The 24,091-nt window shown below is 72.2% G+C and carries 4 protein-coding genes and 4 pseudogenes; 4 read left to right on the top strand and 4 right to left on the bottom strand.

Annotated elements, in window-relative coordinates; translation table 11 throughout:
• Window positions 1–5: 5 nt before the first annotated feature.
• The 4 genes and pseudogenes from NEH16_RS33770 to NEH16_RS31685 form a co-directional block, all read right to left on the bottom strand.
• A pseudogene (locus NEH16_RS33770) lies at window positions 6–332 on the bottom strand (polyketide synthase dehydratase domain-containing protein); the annotation flags it as partial.
• Window positions 333–469: 137 nt separating this feature from the next.
• Window positions 470–3,466, bottom strand: a complete 2,997-nt coding sequence (locus NEH16_RS33765; protein ID WP_343299526.1) for a type I polyketide synthase — start codon at window positions 3,464–3,466, stop codon at window positions 470–472.
• A 60-nt stretch (window positions 3,467–3,526) separates the two neighbouring features.
• Window positions 3,527–3,745 carry a ferredoxin gene (locus NEH16_RS31690; RefSeq protein ID WP_330315488.1) on the bottom strand — a complete coding sequence of 73 codons (219 nt, stop codon included), beginning with the start codon at window positions 3,743–3,745 and terminating at the stop codon, window positions 3,527–3,529.
• Window positions 3,742–4,953, bottom strand: coding sequence for a cytochrome P450 (locus NEH16_RS31685; protein ID WP_265546563.1), 1,212 nt, complete (start codon window positions 4,951–4,953; stop codon window positions 3,742–3,744). The genes NEH16_RS31690 and NEH16_RS31685 overlap by 4 nt, the downstream gene beginning before the upstream one ends.
• 167 nt (window positions 4,954–5,120) lie before the next feature.
• On the opposite strand from NEH16_RS31685, the pseudogene NEH16_RS34040 reads away from it, so the two are divergent.
• From NEH16_RS34040 to NEH16_RS34030, 4 genes and pseudogenes are all read left to right on the top strand, one after another.
• Window positions 5,121–16,809: pseudogene (locus NEH16_RS34040) on the top strand (SDR family NAD(P)-dependent oxidoreductase).
• Window positions 16,810–17,767: 958 nt separating this feature from the next.
• A pseudogene (locus tag NEH16_RS31655) lies at window positions 17,768–20,545 on the top strand (non-ribosomal peptide synthetase); the annotation flags it as partial.
• Window positions 20,512–20,913: a phosphopantetheine-binding protein gene (locus tag NEH16_RS34035; protein ID WP_430523785.1), complete on the top strand. Its 402-nt coding sequence runs from the start codon at window positions 20,512–20,514 to the stop codon at window positions 20,911–20,913. The pseudogene NEH16_RS31655 and the gene NEH16_RS34035, both read left to right, overlap by 34 nt.
• A 28-nt stretch (window positions 20,914–20,941) precedes the next feature.
• A pseudogene (locus tag NEH16_RS34030) lies at window positions 20,942–24,085 on the top strand (type I polyketide synthase).
• Window positions 24,086–24,091 lie beyond the last annotated feature (6 nt).

Genomic DNA, 24,091 nt, shown 5'->3' with positions numbered 1-24,091 from the left:
CCGCCGCTGCCGTCGAACAGGGTCAGTTGGACGGTGTCGGGGGTGGTGGGGGTGAGGTGGACGTGGAGGGTGGTGGGGTGGGTGGCGTGGAGGGTGATGTTGTTCCAGGCGAAGGGGATGCGCTGGGTGGTGTTGTCGGTGTTGGTGGTGTTGAGGATGAGGGGGTGGAGGGCGGCGTCGAGGAGGGCGGGGTGGAGGGTGTGGTCGGTGGGTTGGGTGGGGGTGGGGAGGTGGATTTCGGCGTAGAGGTCGGTGCCGTGGTGCCAGAGGTGGGTGAGTCCTTGGAAGGCGGGTCCGTAGGTGTAGCCCTGAGTGGCGAGGTGGTCGTAGATGTCGGTGAGGTCGTGGGGGGTGGCGCCGGTGGGGGGCCAGGTGGTGGGTGCGGGGGGTGCGGGTTGGGTGTCGGGAGTGAGGGTGCCTGAGGCGTGGGGGGTCCAGGTGTCGGTGGTGTCGGTGCGGGAGTGGATGGTCAGGGCGCGTCGGCCGGTGGGGTCGGGGGTTCGACGGTGACCTGGATGCGGGTGGGGGTGTGGGGGGTGAGGGTGAGGGGTGCGGCCAGGACCAGGTCTTCGATGGTTTCGAGGCCGGTGAGCTGGGCGGCGTGGAGGGCGAGGTCGACGAACGCGGTGCCGGGCAGGAGGGTGGTGCCGGCGATGGTGTGGTCGGTGAGCCAGGGCAGCCGCTGCTCGCTCAGGAGTCCGGTCAGGACGAGGTGTCCGGTCTCGGCGATCTCGACAGCGGCGCCGAGCAGGGGGTGCCCGCCGGAGTCGAGTCCGGCCGCGGCGACATCGGTCTGGTCGACCGGGTGGAGCCAGAACTCCTCGTGCTGGAAGGCGTAGGTCGGCAGATCCACGCGGTTCCCGCCGGGCAGGAGAGCGGTCCAGTCGATGTCCGTGCCGCTGGTGTAGGCGGTGGCCAGGGCTTGGAGCAGGGCGCGGGGCTCTTCGCTGCGGGCGTTGAGTGTGGATGCGGCGGTGGGGGTGTCCAGGGTGCTTTGGACCAGGGACGTCAGGACGGGGTCGGGGCCGAGTTCGAGGTAGGTGGTGATGCCCTGGGCGTCCAGGGTGCGGATGCCGTCGTGGAAGCGGACCGCCGCACGAATCTGGCGGGCCCAGTACGCGGGGCTGGTCAGCTCGTCCGCGACCTGGCCGGTGACGTTCGATATGACGGTGATCTGCGGCTCGTTGAAGGTCAGGGAGCCGATCTCCTGCTCGAACTCCGTCAGGGCGGTGTCCATGTGCGCGGAGTGGAACGCGTGCGAGACCGTGAGCCGCTTGACCTTGACCCCACGGCCACGGAACAGCTCCTCCAGGACGCTGACCGCGTCCGCGTCACCGGAGACGACGACCGCTGCCGGGCCGTTCACCGCCGCGAGCGAAACGCCCTCGACCAGTTCCGGGACCACCTCCGTCTCCGGGGCGGCGATCGCGAGCATCGCTCCGCCCGCACGGGCGGTCTGCATCAGCCTGCCTCGTACCGCGACCAAAGCGCACGCGTCCTCCATCGAGAACACCCCTGCTGCCCATGCGGCGGTCACCTCACCGATCGAGTGACCGATCAGCGCATCAGGACGCACCCCGAACGACGAGACCAGCGTGAACAACGCGGACTCCAGCGCGAACAGCGCGGCTTGGGTGAACCGGGTCTGATCCAGCACCGGATCACCCCCGAACACCACATCCTTCAGCGACCGGCCCAGATGTCCATCCAGGTATGAGCACGCCTCGTCGAACGCCTCCGCGAACACCGGGAACGCCTCGTACAGCTCGCGGCCCATCCCCGCCCGCTGGCACCCCTGCCCCGTGAACAAGAACGCCGTCCGCGCAGCCCCCGCCACCGGCCGGCCGCCACTCACCGCCTTCAGGCCCGCCACCAGCTCCGTACGGTCCGCACCGATCACCACCGCACGGTGCTCGAACACGGTTCGCGCCGACGCCAGCGAGTAGCCGACATCCAGCAGCGAACCGCCCTCAAAGGCAGCCAAGTTCGCCGCCTGCGCACGCAGCGCCTCCGCACTCCGCGCCGAGACCACCCACGGCACCAGTCCCGGTCCCGCTTCCTGTACGGCAGGTTCCTGCTCGGGGGCCTGTTCCAGGATGACGTGGGAGTTCGTCCCGGAGATCCCGAACGAGGACACCGCCGCACGGCGGGGCCGCTCGACCTCGGGCCAGGGACGCTGTTCGGTCAGCAACTCGACCGCGCCCGCGGACCAGTCGACATGGGAACTCGGCTCGTCCACATGCAGGGTCCGGGGCAGGATCCCGTGCTGCATGGCCATGACCATCTTGATGACCGCCGCGACACCCGCCGCGGCCTGCGTGTGACCGATGTTCGACTTCAGCGAGCCCAGCCACAACGGCCGCTCCGCCGAGTGCTCCTGCCCGTACGTCGCGATCAGGGCCTGCGCCTCGATCGGGTCACCCAGCCTCGTCCCCGTGCCATGCGCCTCGACCACATCCACGTCCGCGGCCGACACCCGGGCGTTCGCCAGCGCCTGCCGGATCACCCGCTGCTGCGAAGGACCATTCGGCGCCGTCAGACCATTGCTCGCACCGTCCTGATTGACCGCCGAACCCCTGATCACCGCCAGCACCGGATGACCGTTGCGCCGCGCGTCCGACAGACGCTCCAGCACCAGCCACCCCACACCCTCGGCCCAGCCCGTTCCGTCGGCGGAGTCGGAGAATGCCTTGCAGCGGCCGTCCGGGGAGAGCCCCCGCTGACGGCTGAACTCGACGAACGTGGTGGGGGTCGCCATGATGGCCACCCCTCCCGCGAGCGCGAGTGAGCACTCGTCCTTGCGCAGCGCCTGCCCGGCCTGGTGCAGGGCGACGAGGGACGAGGAGCAGGCGGTGTCCACGGAGACGGCCGGGCCTTCGAGGCCGAAGGTGTACGCGATCCGTCCCGAGGCGATGCTGCCCAGGCTGCCGTTGACCAGGTAGCCCTCGAAGTTCTCGGGCGCGGGCCGCAGCCGGGAGGCGTAGTCGTTGTACATGACGCCGGCGAAGACTCCGGTGTTGCTGCCCTTCAACGCCTCGGGCACGATCCCGGCCCGCTCGAACGCCTCCCACGCCGTCTCCAGCAACAAACACTGCTGCGGATCCATCGCCAACGCCTCACGCGGCGAGATACCGAAGAACTCCGCGTCAAAACCCGAAGCCTCGTACAGGAACCCACCCCGCCGCGTCATCGACTTACCCGCCACGGCCGGATCCGGATCGAACAGACCCTCCACATCCCAGCCACGGTCCGACGGGAACTCACCGACCGCGTCCCCACCCCGCTCCACCAGATCCCACAAGCCCTCCGGAGACGTCACACCCCCGGGGAACCGGCACGCCATACCCACGATCGCCAACGGCTCATTCGCCCGCTCCTCCACATCGGAGAGCTCCCGCCGGGCCTGTCGCAGATCGGCGGTGGCCCGCTTGAGGTATTCGCGGAACTTGTCTTCGTTGTCAGCCACTGGAGAAAGACCCTTTTCTGGGGAGCGGGCAAGCGGGCAAGCGGGCAAGCGAACGGGCCGTCAGGCCGGGATTTCCTCGACTTCGATGGCGAGCGACGGGCAGCGCCGCGCCGCGTCCTTCACCTCGGCGTGCAGCGACGGCTCGGGGTCCTTGTCGAGCAGGAAGACGACGCCGTCCTCCTCACGCTGGTCGAACACGTCCGGCGCGGTCAGCGCGCAGATACCGGAGGAGCAGCACTCCTCTTCCTTGATGGTGATCAGCAGTCGTGCCTGGCTCACCAGGTCACCTCCAGTCGGTGGATTCCGAATACGGTCGCGTCCTTGAACGGAAGGTCTTCCGGGGGACCGACCAGGCGCAGTCCGGGGATGCGCCGGAAAAGGGTGTCGTAGACGATCTCGAGCTCGGCCCGGGCCAGGTTCTGGCCGAGGCAGGCGTGCACGCCGAAGCCGAACGCGACGTGGCCGGACGTCTGGCGCCCCAGGTCGAGAGTGGCCGCGTCGGGGAAGACCCGCTCGTCGTGATTGGCGGCGGCAGCCGACGCGATGAAGCCCTCGCCGGCGCGTACGACGACGTCACCGACCTCGATGTCCTCCAGGGCCACGCGGGCGGTCGGGTAGTCCACGATGCTGAACCAGCGCAGCAGTTCCTCGACCGCGCCCGGGGTCGTGGACGGGTCGGCGGTGAGCGTGGCGAGCTTCTCCGGCTCCCGCAACAGGGCCGCCACCCCGAGCGAGATCATGTTCGCCGTCGTCTCGTGACCGGCCAGGAGCAGGAGCATCGCGAAGCCGGTGAGCAACTCGTGGTCGTAGATGCCCGCTTCCCGGTACTTCACGGCGAGGCGGCTGAGCAGCGCGTCATCGGGCGCGTCGTCCTTGCTGGACACCAGGTCGCCGAGGAACGCGCGCAGAGCGCCGAAGGCGGCCCCGCGTTCCTCGGGCGTACTGGACCGCTCCAGCAGCACCTCGGTGTACTTCTGGAACGTGCCGCGGGTCTCGTACGGAACCCCGAGCAGCTCGCAGATGACGAGTGAGGGGACCGGCAGCGAGAGTTCCTGGACCAGATCCACCGGCCCGCCACCCGCGCCGGCCTCCAGAACGCGGTCCACGCATTCATCCACGATTTCCTGAATACGTGGACGCAGGCGGCGGACGCGATTGAGCGTGAATTCACTGGTGACCATGCGCCGGTGCAGCGAGTGATCCGGGGAGTCCATCGACAGCAGAAATCCCTTCTGCGCGAAAGCCCCCACATTGGCGACGGTCGCGGGAAAGGCGGGATGGGCTCTGCTGGCCGAGGTGGCCGGATGGCTGAGAAGAGTGCGTACGTGCTCGTGGCGGGTGGCCAGCCAGGCCGACTTTCCGTTCTGGAGCACCACCTGGGACATGGGCCCTTCGGCGCGCAGCGGCGCGTACTCGGCGGGCGGACTGAACGGGCAGGTCCGGGCAAAGGGAAAGGGCGGTATGTCGGAGCTATCGGAATCGGACATGGTGGTGACCTCTCGAGACAGAGCGCTTCGCGCCGCAAGGTATGCGCAGGGGCTTAATTGCTGCTAAACGCGGCAGCGCTTTAGGTCTGATTAAGGCCAAGGCAAGCAACGCGGAGGAGGGTGGCGAGCCGAACGGGTGGCCCGGTAGCCCAAGGGGATGGCTCTGCATGCCGAATGAAGACAAGCTTCGCGACTACCTCAAGCGTGTGACGGCTGATCTTCAGCAGACACGCCGCCGCCTCTCCGATGTGGAGGAGCGGGCGAATGAGCCGTTGGCGATCGTGGGTATGGCGTGCCGGTTCCCCGGGGGTGTGACGTCTCCGGAGGGCTTGTGGGATCTGGTCGAGCGGGGTGGGGACGCGGTCGGTGAGTTCCCGTCGGACCGTGGCTGGGATGTGGAGGGTCTGTTCGATCCGGATCCGGCCGTGGCGGGTAAGTCGATGACGCGTCGGGGCGGGTTCCTGTACGAGGCTTCGGGTTTTGACGCGGAGTTCTTCGGTATCTCGCCGCGTGAGGCGTTGGCGATGGATCCGCAGCAGCGTTTGTTGCTGGAGACGGCGTGGGAGGCGTTCGAGCGGGCCGGGATCGTGCCCGAGGCGTTGAAGGGCAGCAACACCGGAGTCTTCGCCGGCGCCATCCCGCAGGACTACGCGCCCGAGGTCGACAGGGTCCCCGCCGATGTCGAGGGCTACGTCGGCTCCGGCGTCCTCACCAGTGTCGCCTCCGGCAGGATCGCGTACACCTTCGGTCTCGAAGGCCCGGCCGTCTCCGTGGACACCGCCTGCTCCGCCTCCCTGGTGGCCCTGCACCTGGCGGCTGAGTCCCTGCGGCGCGGCGAGAGCTCACTGGCCCTGGCCGGCGGCGTCACCGTGATGTCCACGCCGCGCATCTTCGTGGAGTTCAGCCGTCAGCGAGGGCTCTCCCCGGACGGCCGCTGCAAGGCATTCGCGGACGACACGGATGGCACCGGGTTCTCCGAGGGTGTGGGGTGGCTGGTGCTGGAGCGTCTGTCGGACGCGCGGCGCAACGGTCATCCGGTGCTCGCGGTGATCAGGGGTTCGGCGGTCAATCAGGACGGTGCGAGCAATGGTCTGACGGCGCCGAATGGTCCTTCGCAGCAGCGGGTGATCCGGCAGGCGTTGGCGAATGCTCGGGTGTCGGCCGCGGATGTGGATGTGGTCGAGGCGCATGGTACGGGGACGAGGCTGGGTGACCCGATCGAGGCGCAGGCGCTGATCGCGACGTATGGGCAGGAGCACTCGGCGGAGCGGCCGTTGTGGCTGGGTTCGTTGAAGTCGAACATCGGTCACACGCAGGCCGCGGCGGGTGTCGCGGCGGTCATCAAGATGGTCATGGCCATGCGGCACGGGATCCTGCCCCGGACCCTGCATGTGGAGGAGCCGAGTTCCCATGTCGACTGGTCCGCGGGCGCGGTCGAGCTGCTGACCGAACAGCGTCCCTGGCCCGAGGTCGATCGGCCGCGCCGTGCGGCGGTGTCGTCGTTCGGGATCTCCGGGACGAACTCCCACGTCATCCTGGAACAGGCCCCGAGCAGGAACCTGCCGTACAGGAAGCGGGACCGGGACTGGTGCCGTGGGTGGTGTCCGGGCGGAGTGCGGAGGCGCTGCGTGCGCAGGCGGGCAAGCTCGCCGAGTTCGTACGTATTTCTGACGCGTCGCTGCTCGATGTCGGGTACTCGCTGGCGTCCGCCCGCACTGCTTTCGAGCACCGCGCGGTGGTGGTGGGCGCGGCCCGGGACGAGCTGGTCGCCGCACTGGAAAACGTTCGCGTTACGGGCCCTGCCGGGCCGGCGCGGACGGCGTTCTTGTTCACGGGGCAGGGGTGCCAGCAGGCGGGGATGGGGCGGGAGCTGTATGAGGCGTTCCCGGTGTTCGCGGAAGCGTTCGATGAGGCGTGCTCATACCTGGATGGACATCTGGGCCGGTCGCTGAAGGATGTGGTGTTCGGGGGTGATCCGGTGCTGGATCAGACCCGGTTCACCCAAGCCGCGCTGTTCGCGCTGGAGTCCGCCCTGTTCAGGCTGGTGTCGTCGTTCGGGGTGCGTCCTGATGCGCTGATCGGTCACTCGATCGGTGAGGTGAGCGCCGCGTATGCGGCGGGGGTGTTCTCGCTGGAGGACGCGTGTGCGCTGGTCGCGGTACGAGGCAGGCTGATGCAGGCCGCCCGTGCGGGCGGAGCGATGCTCGCGATCGCCGCCCCGGAAGCCGATGTTCTGCCCGAACTGGTTGAGGGCGTGTCCCTCGCGGCGGTGAACGGTCCCGCAGCGGTCGTGGTGTCCGGTGACGCGGACGCGGTTGAGGTGCTGGAGGAGCTGTTCCGTGGCCGTGGGGTCAAGGTCAAGCGGCTCACGGTCTCGCACGCCTTCCACTCCGCGCACATGGACACCGCCCTGGCCGAGTTCGAGGAGACGATCCGCTCACTCACGTTCAACGAACCCCGGATCACGGTCATATCGAACGTGACCGGCCAGGTCGCGGACGAGCTGACCAGCCCCGCGTACTGGGCCCGCCAGATCCGTGCGGCGGTCCGCTTCGCTGATGGCATCCGCACCCTGGACACCCAGGGCATCACCACCTACCTCGAACTCGGCCCCGACCCGGTCCTGACATCCCTCGTCCAAAGCACCCTCGACACCCCGACCGCCGCTGCCTCCGTACTCAACGCCCGCAGCGAAGAGCCCCGCGCCCTGCTCCAAGCCCTGGCCACCGCCTACACCAGCGGCACGGACATCGACTGGACCGCTCTCCTGCCCGGCGGGACCCGCGTGGATCTGCCGACCTACGCCTTCCAGCACGAGGAGTTCTGGCTCCACCCGGTCGACCAGACCGATGTCGCCGCGGCCGGACTCGACACCGGCGGGCACCCCCTGCTCGGCGCCGCCGTCGAGATCGCCGAGACCGGACACCTCGTCCTGACCGGACTCCTGAGCGACCAGCGACTGCCCTGGCTCACCGACCACACCATCGCCGGCACCACCCTCCTGCCCGGCACCGCGTTCGTCGACCTCGCCCTCCACGCCGCCCAACTCACCGGCCTGACCACCATCGAAGACCTGGTCCTCGCCGCCCCCCTCACCCTCACCCCCACACCCCCACCCGCCTCCAGGTCACCGTCGAACCCCCCGACCCCACCGGCCGACGCGCCCTGACCATCCACTCCCGCACCGACACCACCGACACCTGGACCCCCCACGCCTCAGGCACCCTCACCCCCGACACCCAACCCGCACCCCCCGCACCCCCACCTGGCCCCCACCGGCGCCACCCCCCACGACCTCACCGACATCTACGACCACCTCGCCACCCAGGGCTACACCTACGGACCCGCCTTCCAAGGACTCACCCACCTCTGGCACCACGGCACCGACCTCTACGCCGAAATCCACCTCCCCACCCCCACCCAACCCACCGACCACACCCTCCACCCCGCCCTCCTCGACGCCGCCCTCCACCCCCTCATCCTCAACACCACCAACACCGACAACACCACCCAACGCATCCCCTTCGCCTGGAACAACATCACCCTCCACGCCACCCACCCCACCACCCTCCACGTCCACCTCACCCCCACCACCCCCGACACCGTCCGGATCAGCGCGACCGACGAGACCGGGCAGCCGGTGGCGACCATCGGTGAGTTGGTGCTCCGGCCGATCGGCACCGAGCCGCAGGCCGCCGACGAGGGAATCCTGCTGGGCGTCGACTGGACCCCGGTACGGGCTGACGAGTCCGGGACCCCGGACGCCCCGGTCGCGGCCGTGATCGGCGCGCCCGGGCCGGAGCTGGCCGCCGGACTCGGCGGGGAAACCGTGCGCCACCCGGACCTGACGGCCCTGTTCGCCGCCGAGGGCCCGGTGCCGCAGACGGTGTTCCTGCCGGTCCCGGCCGGTCAGGAGACCCGTGGCGCTCTCGCGTACGTCCTGGAGGCCGCGCAGCAGTGGCTGGCCGAGGGCCGGTCCGCGGATTCGCGGCTCGTCGTCGTCACGACCGGCGCCGTCGCCACTCACCGCGGCGACCTGCTGGACGATCTGGCCGGCGCCGCCGTATGGGGATTCGTGCGTGCCACGCAGACGGAGAACCCGGACGCGTTCGTCCTGCTGGACCTCGCTCCGGACGATCCGGCCGACGCCGCCGCACTGGCCGTCGCCGTGTCCGCCACCGACGAGGAAGCCCAACTCGCCCTCCGCCAGGGCACGGTGTACGTCAACCGACTCGCCCGGGGGACCGCTGCCGACGGCGTACTGGCCCCGCCCGACGGCACCGGTGCATGGCGCCTGGGCAGCACCGGCAAGGGCACCCTGGAGAACATCGCCCTGGTCCCGTCACCGGACGCCACCGGACCGCTCGCCGCAGGCCAGGTCCGGGTCGCCGTACGGGCCGTGGGCGCCAACTTCCGCGATGTCCTCATCGCCCTCGGCAGCTACCCCGGTGAGGCGCCGATGGGCAGCGAGGGCGCGGGCGTCGTCCTGGAGACCGGTCCCGGGGTCACCTCCCTCGCCGTGGGCGACCGGGTGATGGGCCTGTTCTCCGACGGCGCCGGGCCCGTCGCCGTCACCGACCACCGCACGCTCGGCCACGTACCGACCGGCTGGACGTTCACCGAGGCGGCGGCTACCCCGATCGTCTTCCTGACGGCGTATTACGGGCTGACGGATCTGGCGGGGCTGCGGGCGGGTGAGCGGCTGCTCATTCATTCGGCGGCGGGCGGGGTCGGGATGGCCGCCACCCAGATCGCCCGGCACCTGGGCGCCGAGGTGTTCGGCACGGCCAGCCCCGGCAAGTGGGACACCCTGCGCGCGCTCGGCTTCGACGACACCCACCTGGCCAACTCCCGCACCCTCGACTTCGAGCAGCAGTTCACCACCGCCACCGAAGGACACGGCTTCGACGTCGTACTCGACTCCCTCGCCAAGGAGTTCGTCGACGCCACCCTGCGCCTCCAACCCCACGGCGGCCGCTTCCTGGAGATGGGCAAGGCCGACGTCCGCGACCCGGAGCGGGTGGCCCAGGAGCACCCGGGCATCGCCTACCGGGCCTTCGACCTCATGGAAGCCGGCCCGGAGCGGATCCAGGAGATGCTGGGCGAGCTGAGGAACCTGTTCGAGGCGGGCGCCCTGCACCCGCTGCCGGTCCGGTCGTGGGACGTCCGGTACGCGCGTGACGCCTTCCGCTTCCTGGGCCAGGCCCGGCACATCGGCAAGGTCGCCCTCTCGCTGCCGCGTGAGCTGGATCCGGCGGGGACGGTCCTGATCACCGGGGCCACCGGCACCCTGGGCACCCTCCTCGCCCACCACCTCGTCACCCACCACGACATCCGCCACCTCCTCCTCACCAGCCGACGCGGCCCCCAAGCCCCCGGCGCCGACACCCTGCGCGCCGAACTCGAAGCCCTCGGCGCAACCGTCACCCTCACCGCCTGCGACACCGCCGACCGCCACGCCCTCGCAGCACTCCTCAACACCATCCCCACCGACCACCCCCTCACCGCCGTCATCCACACCGCGGGCGTCCTCGACGACGGCACCATCGACACCCTCACCCCCGAACGCCTCGACACCGTCCTGCGCCCCAAGGCCGACACCGCCTGGCACCTGCACCAACTCACCCGGGACACCGACCTCGCCGCCTTCGTCCTCTACTCCTCCGCCGCCGGCATCCTCGGCAACGCCGGACAAGCCAACTACGCCGCCGCCAACACCTTCCTCGACGCCCTCGCCGCCCACCGCCACACCCAAGGACTCCCCGCCACCTCCCTCGCCTGGGGACTCTGGGACCAGGCAGGCGGCATGGGCGGCACCCTCGCCCGGGCCGACCTGGACCGGCTCGCCGACACCGGCACCGCCGCCATCACCGCCGAGCAGGGCCTGGCCGCCTTCGACGCCGCGCTCGGCCACCACCGGCCCGCGCTCCTCGCCGTACCGATGAACACCACCGCCCTCCGGGCCCGCGCCAAGAGCGGCTCACTCGCTCCGCTCCTGCGCGGCCTGGTCCGTACACCGGTACGCCGAGCCGCTGCCGCCCGGGCCGGGGCGACCGGTGCCACCTCGCTCGCCCAGCGCCTCGCCACACTGCCGGCCCCGAGCAGGACCGGCTGCTGCTGGACCTGGTCCGGGAGGAGGTGGCCGCCGTGCTCGGCCGGTCCGACGCCGCCGTGCTGGACCCGAGCAGGACCTTCACCACGCTCGGCTTCGACTCGCTGTCCGCCGTCGAGCTGCGCAACCGGCTCGGCGCCGCCACCGGCCAACGCCTCACCCCGACCCTGATCTTCGACCACCCCACCCCCGGCGCGCTCGCCGCCCACCTGCGCGACACGCTGCTCGGCACGCAGGCCCCCGCCCCGGCCCCCGCCACCACGGCCCCAGCGGGTGCCGGTGGAGACGACGCCATCGCCATCGTCTCCATGGGCTGCCGCTTCCCCGGCGGGATCACCACACCGGAAGACCTCTGGCAGCTCGTGAAGGGCGGCGTGGACACCGTCGGCGGCTTCCCGGAGAACCGCGGCTGGGACCTCGACGGCCTCTACGACCCCGACCCGGAAGCCACCGGCACCTCGTACACCCGGCAGGGCGCCTTCCTGCGCGACGCCGACACCTTCGACGCCGACTTCTTCGGCATCAACCCGCGCGAGGCGCTGGCCATGGACCCGCAGCAGCGCCTGCTCCTTGAGACGGCCTGGGAGACGCTCGAACGCGCCGGGATCGACCCGGACCGGCTGCGCGGCAGCGACACCGGAGTCTTCGCGGGCGTCATCACGGGTGACTACGTGACCCGGCTGGACCGGCTCCCCGAGGGCCTGGAGGGGTACGTCTCCACCGGCACCACCACCAGCGTCGCCTCCGGCCGGGTCTCCTACACCCTCGGCCTGGAGGGTCCGGCGCTGACCGTGGACACGGCCTGCTCCTCCTCCCTGGTCGCCCTTCACCTGGCGGCGCAGGCGCTGCGCAGGGGCGAGTGCTCGCTCGCCCTGGCGGGGGGTGCGACGGTGATGGCGGGACCCATCAACTTCGTGGAGTTCTCGCGGCAACGTGCCCTGTCGCCCGACGGCCGCTGCAAGGCGTTCTCCTCCACGGCCGACGGCACCGGATGGGGCGAGGGCGTGGGCCTGGTCCTGCTGGAGCGGCTATCCGACGCACAGGCCAACGGACATCAGGTGCTGGCCGTGCTCCGGGGCTCGGCGACGAACCAGGACGGCGCCAGCAACGGCCTGACCGCTCCCAGCGGCCCCTCGCAGCAGCGGGTGATCCGGCAGGCCCTCGCTGACGCGGGCCTGACCGGCGCCGACGTCGACGTCGTGGACGCGCACGGTACGGGCACCAAGCTCGGCGACCCCATCGAGGCGCAGGCCCTGATCGCCACCTACGGGCAGGAGCGGGACCCCGAACAGCCCCTGTGGCTGGGCTCGTTGAAGTCCAACATCGGGCACACCCTGGCCGCTGCCGGTGTCGCCGGCGTCATCAAGATGGTGCAGGCCATGCGGCACGGGGTGCTGCCCCGCACGCTGCATGTGGACGAACCGACCCCGCACGTCGACTGGGAGGTCGGCGCGGTCGCGCTGCTGACCCGGGAACAGCCGTGGCCCGAGCTGGACCGCCCGCGCCGCGCGGCCGTCTCGTCCTTCGGCTTCAGCGGTACGAACGCCCACGTAATCCTGGAACAGGCTCCCGAGGCTCCGGCGGCGGACGAGCCCGCCGCGCCCGTGGCCGAGGGGGTCGCGCCGTGGGTGATCGCGGCGAAGAGCCCGGCCGCTCTGCGAGAGCAGGCCGCGCGGCTCGCGGCGTTCGCAGACAGCCACCCCGAGGCGGCGGCGTCCGAGGTGGGTGCCGCACTGGTGGCCACGCGTACGCCCTTCGCGCACCGGGCGGTCGCCGTCGGCACGGACCGCGAGGAACTGCTCCGATCGGTACGCGGACTGGCCGCAGGCGACCAGTCCGCCGGAGCCGTGACCGGTGAGGTCGCGGGGGGCAAGACCGTGTTCGTGTTCCCCGGTCAGGGCTCGCAGTGGGTGGGTATGGCGGCGGGTCTGTTCGAGGCGTCGCCGGTGTTCCGGGCGCGGCTTGAGGAGTGCGCGCGTGCCCTGTCGGTTCATACGGACTGGGAGCTGCTGCCGGTACTGCTGGAGGGTGATGCGGAGGGTCTGCTGGAGCGGGTGGACGTGATCCAGCCCGCGTTGTGGGCGGTCATGGTCTCCCTCGCCGAAGCATGGCGTTCCTACGGAGTCGTCCCGGACGCGGTCGTGGGGCACTCGCAGGGCGAGATCGCGGCGGCCGTGGTGTCGGGTGCGCTGTCCTTGGAGGACGGCGCTCTCGTGGTGGCGTTGCGGAGCCGGGCGATCAAGGCCCTGGCGGGCCGGGGCGGGATGCTCTCGGTCGCGCTGCCCGCCGACGCGGTCCGCTCGTACCTGATGCGGTGGCCGGAGGACCTGGGTGTGGCCACGGTCAACGGCCCGTCCTCCACGGTCGTTTCAGGCACGGACAGCGCCCTGGACGAGCTGGTCACGGTGCTTCGCGCGGAGGGTGTCCGCTCGCGTCGTATCGCGGTGGACTACGCCTCCCACTCCCCGCATGTGGAGTCCATCCAGGCCGAGCTGGCCGGGCTTCTGGCGCCGGTCGCTCCTCGGGTGCCGGAGATCCCGTTCTACTCCACCGTCACGAACGAGGTGGTCGACAGCGCGATCCTGGACGCGGAGTACTGGTACCAAAACCTGCGTCGGACGGTCGAGTTCGAGAAGACGACCCGGGCCCTGCTCGCTGACGGTTTCACCACGTTCATCGAATCGAGCGCCCACCCGGTCCTGACGATCGGCCTCCAGGAGACCTTCGAGGCCGCCGGTTCGGTCGCGGCGCTCGCGGTGCCCTCATTGCGCCGTGACGAAGGCGGCCTGGAACGGCTCCTGCTGTCCCTCGGCCAGGCATGGGCCCACGGCGTCCCCGTCGACTGGTCCACAGCCCTCCCCGAGCTTCAGCACCCGCTCGACCTCCCCACGTACCCCTTCCAGCGCGCCCGCTACTGGCTGGAGTCCACGCCCGCCGACGGCGACGTGTCCACCGCCGGTCTCGCCGCCACCACGCACCCCCTTCTCGGGGCGGCCGTGGCCGTGGCCGGGTCGGAGACGGTGCTGTTCACCGGTCGGCTGTCCCTGGCCACCCATCCGTGGCTCGCCGACCACACGGTCGCCGGCACGGTCCTGCTGCCCGGCGCGGCCTTTGCCGACCTCGCCCTGTTCGCCGCCGCCCAGCTCGATGCGGGCGTCGTCAACGACCTGGTGCTGCACGCCCCGCTCGCCCTCCCGGTGACCGGAGCCGTGCAGATCCAGCTCACCGTCCACGGCCCGGACTCCTCCGGCCGCCGCGAACTCTCCGTCCACGCCCGCCCCGAGACCTCCTCCGACGCCGATGCCGCCGAGTGGACCCTGCACGCCCAGGGCCTCCTCGTCGCCGAGGCGCCCGCCCACCCGGCAACCGCGGGCTCCGACTGGCCCCCGGCCGGTGCCACCCCGGTGGACCTCGCCGACGCCTACGGGCGGCTCGCCGACCAGGGATACGAGTACGGTCCCGCCTTCCAGGGCCTGACCGCTCTGTGGCAGAGCGCTGGAACGCTGTACGCCGAGGTCGAACTCGCCCCCGGCACCGCCACCGCCGGACACGCCCTGCACCCGGCGCTCCTCGACTCGGCCCTGCACCCGCTGGTCGTGACCGCCCTGGCCGAAGCCGGCGACGACGGCCTGCGGCTGCGCGTCCCGTACTCCTGGACCGGGCTGACGGCCCCCGCCACCGCGCCGTCGGCGCTGCGGGTGACCCTCGACCCGACCGGGGACGACACCATCCGGCTGCGCTTCACCGACACCTCGGGCGCTCCTCTCGGCGGAGTCGACACGCTCACCGTGCGGGCCACCGACCGGGCCGCCCTCGCCGCGCTGCGCACCGACCGGCTGCCGCTGCACCACGTCCGCTGGGAGCCCGTCGAGCTGCCCGTCGCCGAGAGCGCCCCCGACCGGGCCGTGTGGCTCGGCGCCGACCCGGCGGGGCTCCGCGGCCCGCTCGGCATCGCCCAGGGACCGTACGACGACATACGGGTCCTCGCGGCGGCCGTCGCCGGAGGCGGCACCGCGCCGCAGTACATCCTGACCGCCCCGCCCGCCGACGCGGATCCGGGCACGGCCGTGCACCGGCTGCTGGAACTCGTGCAGTACTGGCTCGCCGAGGACGGCCTGGGCGGGAGCACGCTCGTCCTCCTCAGCCGGGGCGCCACTGACGGAACGGACCCGGTGGCGGCGGCCATGTGGGGGCTGCTCAGGGTCGTCGGCTCCGAGAACCCGGGCCGCGTCGTCCTGATCGACACGGGCACCGGCACCGAAACGGCCGCCGACACCGCACGCGGCACGCTGTCCGCGCTGGCCGCGGGGGAGCCCGAACTGCTCCTGAGCGGCGGTGCTGCCGCCCGCCCGCGGCTCGCCCCGGCCCGGCCGGACCAGGCCGCCGCAGCCATCCGGTTCACCCCGGAGGGCACGGTCCTGGTCACCGGCGGCACCGGTGCGCTCGGCGCGCTCTTCGCCCGCCACCTGGTCACCGCGTACGGGGCCCGCCACCTGCTCCTGACCAGCCGCCGGGGTGCCGACGCCCCCGGGGCCGACACCCTACGCGCCGAACTCGAAGCCCTCGGCGCGACCGTCACCCTGGCCGCCTGCGACACCGCCGACCGCGACGCCCTCGCCGCCCTCCTGGCCACCGTCCCGACCGACCACCCGCTCACCGCGGTGGTCCACAGCGCGGGCGTCCTCGACGACGGCATCGTGCAGGGGTTGACCCGTGAACGCTTCGCGGCGGTGTGGCGGCCCAAGGCCGACGCCGCGCGCCACCTGCACGAGCTGACCGCCGGCCTGGAACTGGACGCCTTCGTCCTCTTCTCCTCGCTCGCCGGCCAGGCGGGCAACGCCGGTCAGGCCAACTACGCGGCCGCCAACGCCTACCTCGACGCCCTCGCCGAACAGCGCCGCACCCAGGGGCTGCCCGCGGTCTCCCTGGTGTGGGGCCTGTGGGGCGAGACCTCGGGCGAAGGCACCGGGCTGGCCACCCGCCTCGACGCGGCGGGCCTGGCCCGGGCCGGACGCGGCGGCCTGCTGCCGCTGTCCGCCGCCGAAGGGCTCGGACTGTTCGACGCGGCGCTCGCCGACCCGGCCCCGGTCCCGGTCGTGGCCCGCTTCGACGCGGCGGCACTGCGCGCCCAGGCCGAGGCGGACACCCTGCCGGACCGGCTGCGCGGCCTGGTCCGTACGCCCGTCCGCCGCGCCGCCGGTGCGCAGACCCCGTCCGACACCGGGCTCACCGACCGGCTGACCGGCCTGGGCCGCCCCGCACAGGAGGAAATCGTCCGGGAGCTGGTCCGTACGACCATCGCGGTCGTACTCGGCCACGCCGACACGGCCCGGATCGAGGACGACCTGTCCTTCAAGTCCCTCGGCTTCGACTCACTGACCGCCGTCGAACTGCGCAACCGGCTCGGCGCGGCCACCGGCCTCGCCCTGCCCTCCACCCTCGTCTTCGACCACCCGAACCCCCGCGAACTCACCGAGTACATCCACAAGCTGGCCGAACCCGCCGTCGACAGGCAGCCCGTACTCGCCGACCTCGACCGGCTCGAAGCCTCACTCGTGGGCCTGGCCGCCGATGCCGGTGGCGACGAGCTGCGCCGCACCGTCGCGGCCCGGATGGAAGAGCTGCTGGCCGGGTGGGCGGCGGCGGACGGCGCGGCGGCCCGGGACGGCGCCGCCGACATCGAGTCCGCCTCCGCGACCGAGCTGCTCGACCTGATCGACCAGGAGTTCGGCGGGAGCTTCTAGCCCCCGAGCCCCGTGTCCGGCCGCAGCACCCGAACCGACCGACCCTTCACCACAGAACGGAACCGGAACCCCATGACCAGCCTCAGCACCTGGAAAGAGCTCATCGCCGGCGACACCGACGAGGTCGTCCTCGCCGTCGACTTCGACGCGACCGGCCGTGGCGAGGCCCGTTTCAGCGACTTCGTCCCGCTCCTCGGAACCGGCTTCACCGTCTGGGAGACCCTTCCCGCGGCCGTGGCCTCCCGCCCCGACCTGCCCGCCGACGCGTACGTCAAGCAGTGGGTCGACGAGGTCCGCACCAGCGGCAAGCGGGTCAAGGCCGTCCTGGCGTTCTGCGCGGGCAGCGTCTACGCGGCCGCCATCGCCGAGGAGGTCGAGAAGTGGCAGGGCTCCTTCCCGCAGACGATCCTCTTCGACCCGGAGCGGGCCGCGGCCGCCAGCATGTACTGGCAGTTCCACAAGGCCGTCGGCCAGATGGAACCCGCCGTCGGTGCCGCCGAGGTCGGCCGCGTCCAGGACTCCGCACAGCGCGCCCAGGAGACCTGTGTGAGCCTCGGCGACCTCGCCCGCCGGCTCCTCCTGCTCTACCACGCCCTCGCCCAGACGGCCTGCGACAAGCTCGGCCTGGACGACCGGCGCCGCGCGGAGATGACGGAGACCGCGGGCGCGTTCCTCACCTACCTCTCGACCGCCGAGCAGATCGAACCGGCGGCCGCCTGGCTGCGCTCCACGGCCATCACCTCCGCGACCGCGACCAGCGGACTCAACGGGTTCCGCATGCTCAACCCGGACCACAAGGCCGCCCTCGTCGCGGACGAGCTCCGCTTCGACACCCCCATGTGGAACTGCTCAGCAGCCCCGTGGTTGCCCAGGCCGTCACCGAGCTCCTGCTCGCTTCCTGACCCCGCGCGCACGGCCGGCCGTACTCCCTCTCCCAGGTCACAGACAGGAATCCGGAATGCTCACCTCAGCCCAGACCCCGGGGAACGGCCCGGCCCACGCCGTACTCACGGCGGCCAGCCGCAAGGAGCAGGCGCTGTGGCTGCTCGAAAAGCTCGTCCCCTCCGGCGCCGTCAACAACCTCTCGGTCGTCTTCACCACCGAGGAACCGCTCGGGGAGTGGGAGCTGCAGCAGACCCTGGACGCCCTGGTACGGAGGCACCCGGCGCTGCGCACGGTCTTCCACGGCACGGACGGCGGACTCGTCAAGCAGACCGTCCCGGCCGACCGGTTCGCCGCCACCGTCAGCACCATGACGGTCGCGGCCGGCGGCACCGACGCGGCGGTGGCCGCGCTCGTCGCCCGCCCCTTCACGTTCGACGGGCAGCCGCTGCTGCGCGCCGGGCACCTCCAGGGCCCGGAGGGGGACGTCTTCTGCCTGGTCGTCCACCACATCGTCTTCGACACCGTCTCCGCCGCGATCCTGCTCGACGAGTTCACCCGCGTCTACGAGGCCGTCGCCGCCGGTCTCGACGTGCCCGAGGACCTCGCCGCCCCCCAGCCGGCCCTCGCCACCGCCGCCCCCACCGACGAGAGCCTCGCCTACTGGCGCGAGCACCTGAAGGACTTCGACCCCTCGGCCCTCGGGCTGGACTGCGGCACCGAGGACCGGCCCGACCCCACGCTGACCGGCGACTCCGTCCTGCACACCCTGTCCGCCGAGGCCCACGAAGCCGTCCGCCGCCTCCAGCGAGAGGTACGGGCCCCCGAAGCCGTCGTCCTCCTCGCCGCCTACTACCTGCTGCTCGCACGGCACGGCGCCGGCCCCGACCTCGTGGTCGGCTCGCCCGCCAACGTCCGCCCCGCCCACGCCGCCGGAACGGTCGGCTACCACGTCAACACCCTCCCCCTGCGCGCCCGGGTCGACATGGGCGCCGGCTTCCGGGCCCTCGCCGCCGAGTCCCGGGAAGCCTTCTTCGGCGCCATCACCCACGCCGACGTGCCGGTGGACGTCCTGCTCCCGGAGATCGAGCACACCGGCGCGACCTGGCGCAACACCGTCTTCCGGCACCTGTTCAACTACGTGCCCAACGCCGGGCAGACCAGCTTCGACATCGACGGCGTCCCCGCCCGGCGGCTGCTCGTCGAGAACGGCTACAGCAAGTTCGACCTGGAGTTCTTCTTCCTCGCCTCGCCCGAGGAGATCCGCATCCGCGGCGTCTTCTACACCGAGGTCCTCTCCCGCGACGACACCGAGTTCCTGCTGGAGCGTTACGACGCCCTGCTCGTCGCCCTGGGACAGGACCCCGACCGCCCCCTCGGCGAACTGCCCCTGCACGGGCCCCGGGACCGGGCCGTCATCGACGCCGCCAACGCCACCGGCACCGAGGTCACCCCCGCCACCCTGCTGGAGGCCGTCGCCGCCACGGTCGCCGCCAGCCCCGGCGCCGTCGCAGTCGAGGACGGCGAACACACCACGACCTACCAGCAGCTGTGGGACACCGCGCTCGCCGACCGGGACCTGCTGCGCGCCGCCGGAGCCCGCCCCGGCGACATCGTCGCGCTCGCCGCCCGGCGCGGCCCGCGACTCGCCGCCGCCGTCCTCGGAGCCTGGCTGGCGGGCACCGCCTACCTCGCCCTCGACCCCGACCACCCGGCCCAGCGCACCGCCTACCTGCTGGAGGACTCCGGCGCCGCCGTGGTCCTCGCCGCGCCCGGCATCGACGTGGCCGCCGGGCCCGCCGTCAGCGTGCGCCCCATGGCGGCCGTGGCCCCCGTCACGCCCCCGCAGGGCGCGGACCGGACCGCCGAAGAGCTGGTGGACCTCCCCGGCCCCGATGCCACCGCCTTCCTCATCTACACCTCGGGCTCCACCGGCAAGCCCAAGGGCACCGTCATCACCCACCGGGGCGCCGCCAACGTCATCCACCACTTCCGCCACGAACTCGGCGCCGGTGCCGCCGACGTGACGCTGTGGCTGACCACCTTCACGTTCGACATCTCCGCCCTGGAACTCTTCCTCCCCCTCGTCACCGGCGGCCGGATCGCCGTCGCCCCCGAAGCGGCCCGCAGCGACGGCCAAGCCCTCCTCGAGGTCCTCGAACGCCACGACGTCGGCATCATCCAGGCCACCCCCACCACCTGGCGGCTCATCGCGGACCAGGCGGGCCACCGGCTGGCCGGGCGGCGCGGCGTCACCGGCGGCGAACCCATGCCGCCCGCGCTCGCCCGCCGTATCACCGCCGCCGGCTGCACCCTGCGCAACGCCTACGCCCCCTCCGAGACCACCATCTACTCCACCTGCGGCACCGTCCCCGACGGCGCCACCGCCATCGACATCGGCCGCCCCATGAACAACACCCGGGCCTTCATCACCGACCCGGACGGGCGCGAACTGCCCGTCGGCGTCCGCGGCGAACTGTGCATCGCCGGCACCGGGGTCGCCCTCGGCTACCACGGCCGCCCCGACCTCACCGCCGAACGCTTCGCCACCCACCCCGAACACGGCCGCTACTACCGCACCGGCGACCTCGCCTGCTGGCTCCCCGACGGGCGCCTCGCCCTGCACGGCCGGGCCGACCGCCAGGTCAAGCTGCGCGGCAACCGCATCGAACTCGGCGAGGTGGAAGCCGTACTCCTGGAACACCCGCAGGTGCGCGGAGCGGCCGTCGTCGTCGACGAGGACGCCCCCGGCGGGCCGCTGCTCGTCGCCTTCGTGGAGCCCGCCCAGGACACCGGCCCGGCGGCCCTCGCCGACCTGCTGTGGGAACACGCCCGGGCCGGCCTGCCCGGCGCCGCCGTCCCCAGGAATTCCTGGCCGTCGACACATTCCCGACCACCGTCAGCCAGAAGACCGACTACCTGGCCCTCAAGAGCCTCGCCGGCCGGCTCCGCAGCCAACGAGGCGCGGACACCGGCGGCACCACCCACCAGGGCGACGAGCTCACCGTCGCGCTCATCGCCCTCTGGCAGCAGCTCCTGGAACGCACGGACGTCGACGCCGACGCCAACTTCTTCGCGCACGGCGGCCACTCGCTGCTCGGCGCCCAGCTCGTCCAACGGGTCGAGGACGCCACCGGAACGACCCTCGCCATGGCCGACCTGTACGCCGACCCGACACCCGCCCGGCTCGCGGCCCGCATCCGCAAGACGAACAACCAGTGACGCACCACCCACCAGGGAAGGGGGAGACATGACGACCGCGACCGGCGAAGACGCCAGGCTGCTCGACTACCTCAAGCGGATGACGATCGATCTGCGCGAGGCCCGGCAGCACATCAGGGACCTGGAGGACCGGCATCACGAGCCGATCGCCGTCGTCGGCATGGCCTGCGCCTACCCGGGAGGCGTCGCCGGGCCCGACGACCTGTGGGAGCTGGTCGCCTCCGGCACCGACGCCGTCGGAGACTTCCCGGCCGACCGGGGCTGGGACCTCGACGCCCTCTACGACCCCGACCCCGAGGCCCCCGGCACCTGCTACACGCGCCACGGCGGCTTCCTCCCCGAAGCCGCCTCCTTCGACGCCGGGCTCTTCGGGATCACCCCCAAGGAAGCCCTCACCATCGACCCCCAGCAGCGACTGCTGCTCGAACACGCCTGGGCGGCCGTCGAACAGGCCGGCATCGACCCCCGGACCCTGCGCGGCAGCCGCACCGGAGTCTTCGTCGGCGTCATGTACAACGACTACGGCGCACGGCTGAACCCCGCCCCGAGGGCTTCGAGGGCTACATCGGCAGCGGCAGCGCCGCCAGCGTCGCCTCCGGCCGCATCTCGTACACCCTCGGCCTGCACGGTCCCGCCCTCACCGTGGACACCGCCTGCTCCTCCTCCCTGGTCTCCCTGCACCTCGCCGTCCAGTCGCTGCGCCGCGGCGAATGCGCCTCCGCCCTCGCGGGCGGCGTCACGGTCATGGCCACCCCGACCGTCTTCACCGAGTTCGCCCGCCAGCGCGGGCTGAGCACGGACGGCCGCTGCCGGTCCTTCTCCGCCGAGGCCGACGGCACCGGCTGGGCCGAGGGCGTCGGCGTCCTCTACCTCGAACGCCTCTCCGACGCCCGGAAGGCCGGGCACCCCGTCCTCGCCGTCATCCGGGGCAGCGCCGTCAACCAGGACGGCGCCAGCAACGGCCTGACCGCCCCCAACGGCCCCGCCCAGGAGCGGGTCATCCAGGAGGCCCTGGCCGACGCCCGGCTCACCCCCGGCGAGGTCGACGCCGTCGAGGCCCACGGCACCGCCACCACCCTCGGCGACCCCGTCGAGGGCCAGGCCATCCAGGCCGCCTACGGCCCCGGACGCGAGCCGGGCCGCCCGCTGCGCCTGGGCTCCCTCAAGTCCAACATCGGGCACAGCCAGGCCGCCGCGGGCGTCGGCGGCGTCATCAAGACCGTCATGGCCCTGCGCAACCAGCTCCTGCCGCGCACGCTGCACGCCGAGAACCCCACCCCCACATCGACTGGAGCTCCGGCAGCGTCGCCCTGCTCCAGGAACCCGTCGCCTGGCCGCGCGACCCGGCACGTCCGCGCCGCGCCGGAGTCTCCTCCTTCGGCATCAGCGGCACCAACGCCCATGTGATCGTGGAGGAGGCCCCGCAGGAGGACGAACGCCCCGCCGCACGCGACACCGCCGTCGCCTGGCCGCTCGCCGCCCGGACCCCCAAGGCCCTGCGCGACCAGGCCGCCCGCCTCGCCGCGCACCTGCACCGCACCCCCACCGCCCCCGTCGACGTCGCCCACACCCTGGCCACCGGCCGCACCCCCTTCGCCCACCGGGCCGTCCTCGTCGGCAGCGAGCCCGCCCAGCTGATCCAGGGCCTGGAGAAGCTCGCCCGCGGCACCGGTGCCGCCGGCCTCACCAAGGGCGCCCCCGACCCGGCCGCCAAGGCGCCGCTGGCCGTGGTGTTCTCCGGGCAGGGCTCCCAGCGGCCCGGGATGGGCAGCGAGCTGTACGCCCGCTTCCCCGCGTTCGCCCAGGCCTTCGACAAGGTCTGCGCGGAGCTCGACCGCCACCTCGACATCCCGCTGCGTACGGTGCTCCTCGGCGACGACCCGGCGGTCGACGGCGAACTCGTCCACCAGACCGCGTACACCCAGGCGGGCATCTTCGCCGTCGAGGTGGCCCTGTACCGCCTCCTCGAACACTTCGGCGTCACCCCGGACTTCGTCTCCGGCCACTCCGTCGGCGAACTCGCGGCCGCCCATGTCGCCGGTGTCTGGTCGCTGTCCGACGCGGCGGCCCTCGTCGCCGCCCGCGGCCGCCTCATGCAGGCCCAGCCCGGGGGCGGCGCCATGCTGGCCGTCGAGGCGACCGCCGCCGAAGCGGAACCGCTCCTCGCGGGCCGGGAGCACGAGGTCTCCCTCGCCGCCGAGAACGGCCCCTCCTCCGTCGTGCTCTCCGGTGATCCGGAAGCCGTACGGGAGATCGGCGCCGCCTTCACCGCGCAGGGCCGCCGCACCAAGCTGCTCAAGGTCAGCCACGCCTTCCACTCCCCGCACATGGAGGGGATGCTCGCCGAATTCGAGACCGTGGCCCAGCAGCTCATCTACCAGCGGCCGACCATTCCGGTCGTCTCCAACCTCACCGGGGACGTCGCCGGGGACGAACTCCTCACCCCCGGCTACTGGGCCGACCACGTCCGCCGCCCCGTCCGCTTCGCCTCCGGCATCCGCCGACAGGCCGAACTGGGCGTCGCCACCTTCCTGGAGGCCGGCCCGGACAGCGTCCTGACCTCGATGATCACCGAGATCCTCGCGGACACCCCCGACAGCGCCCGCGCCGGTGTCATCGCCCTGGCCCGCCGCGACCAGGACGAACCCCTCGCCTTCCTGGCCGCCCTGGCCCGCCTGCACGTCGGCGGCCGTTCCGTGCACTGGCCGGCCGCGACGGCCGGCTCCGCCCCCGTACGGTCGCCCTTCCCCCGTACGCCTTCCAGCACCGCCGGTACTGGCTCGACGAGGTCGCGCCCCGGGTCACCGCCGGTCCCGGGCGCTCCGGCACCGACACCGCCGTACGGGTGCTTGCGGACGAGGCCCCCGAGGACAGCGCACCGTCCACCGCGGCCCGCCTGGCGGCGGCTCCGGCGGCGGACCGCCCCGCGCTCATCCTGGCCGCCGTTCTGGAGGTCGCGGCCGAGGTGATGGGCCTCGACTCGCCGTCCGAGGTGAACGTCGAAACCCCGCTGCTGGAACTCGGCTTCACCTCCCTGATGGCGGTCGACCTGCGGAACAAGGTCATGGAGTCGACCGGTGTCGACCTGCCCGCCACGGTCGTCTACGACCACCCCACTTTCGAAGCGCTGGCGAGCTATGTGGACTCGCTCATGAACACGGATCGAGGCTGAACCAGA

The organism is Streptomyces drozdowiczii, assembly GCF_026167665.1.
GTDB lineage: Bacteria > Actinomycetota > Actinomycetes > Streptomycetales > Streptomycetaceae > Streptomyces > Streptomyces drozdowiczii_A.
This window is presented reverse-complemented; position numbering and strand designations above follow the sequence as displayed.

What these genes read in the sequence shown, in the direction of transcription:
- NEH16_RS31685 (WP_265546563.1), bottom strand. Translation starts at nt 4,953, where the DNA reads ATGTCCGATTCCGATAGCTCCGACATACCGCCCTTTCCCTTTGCCCGG.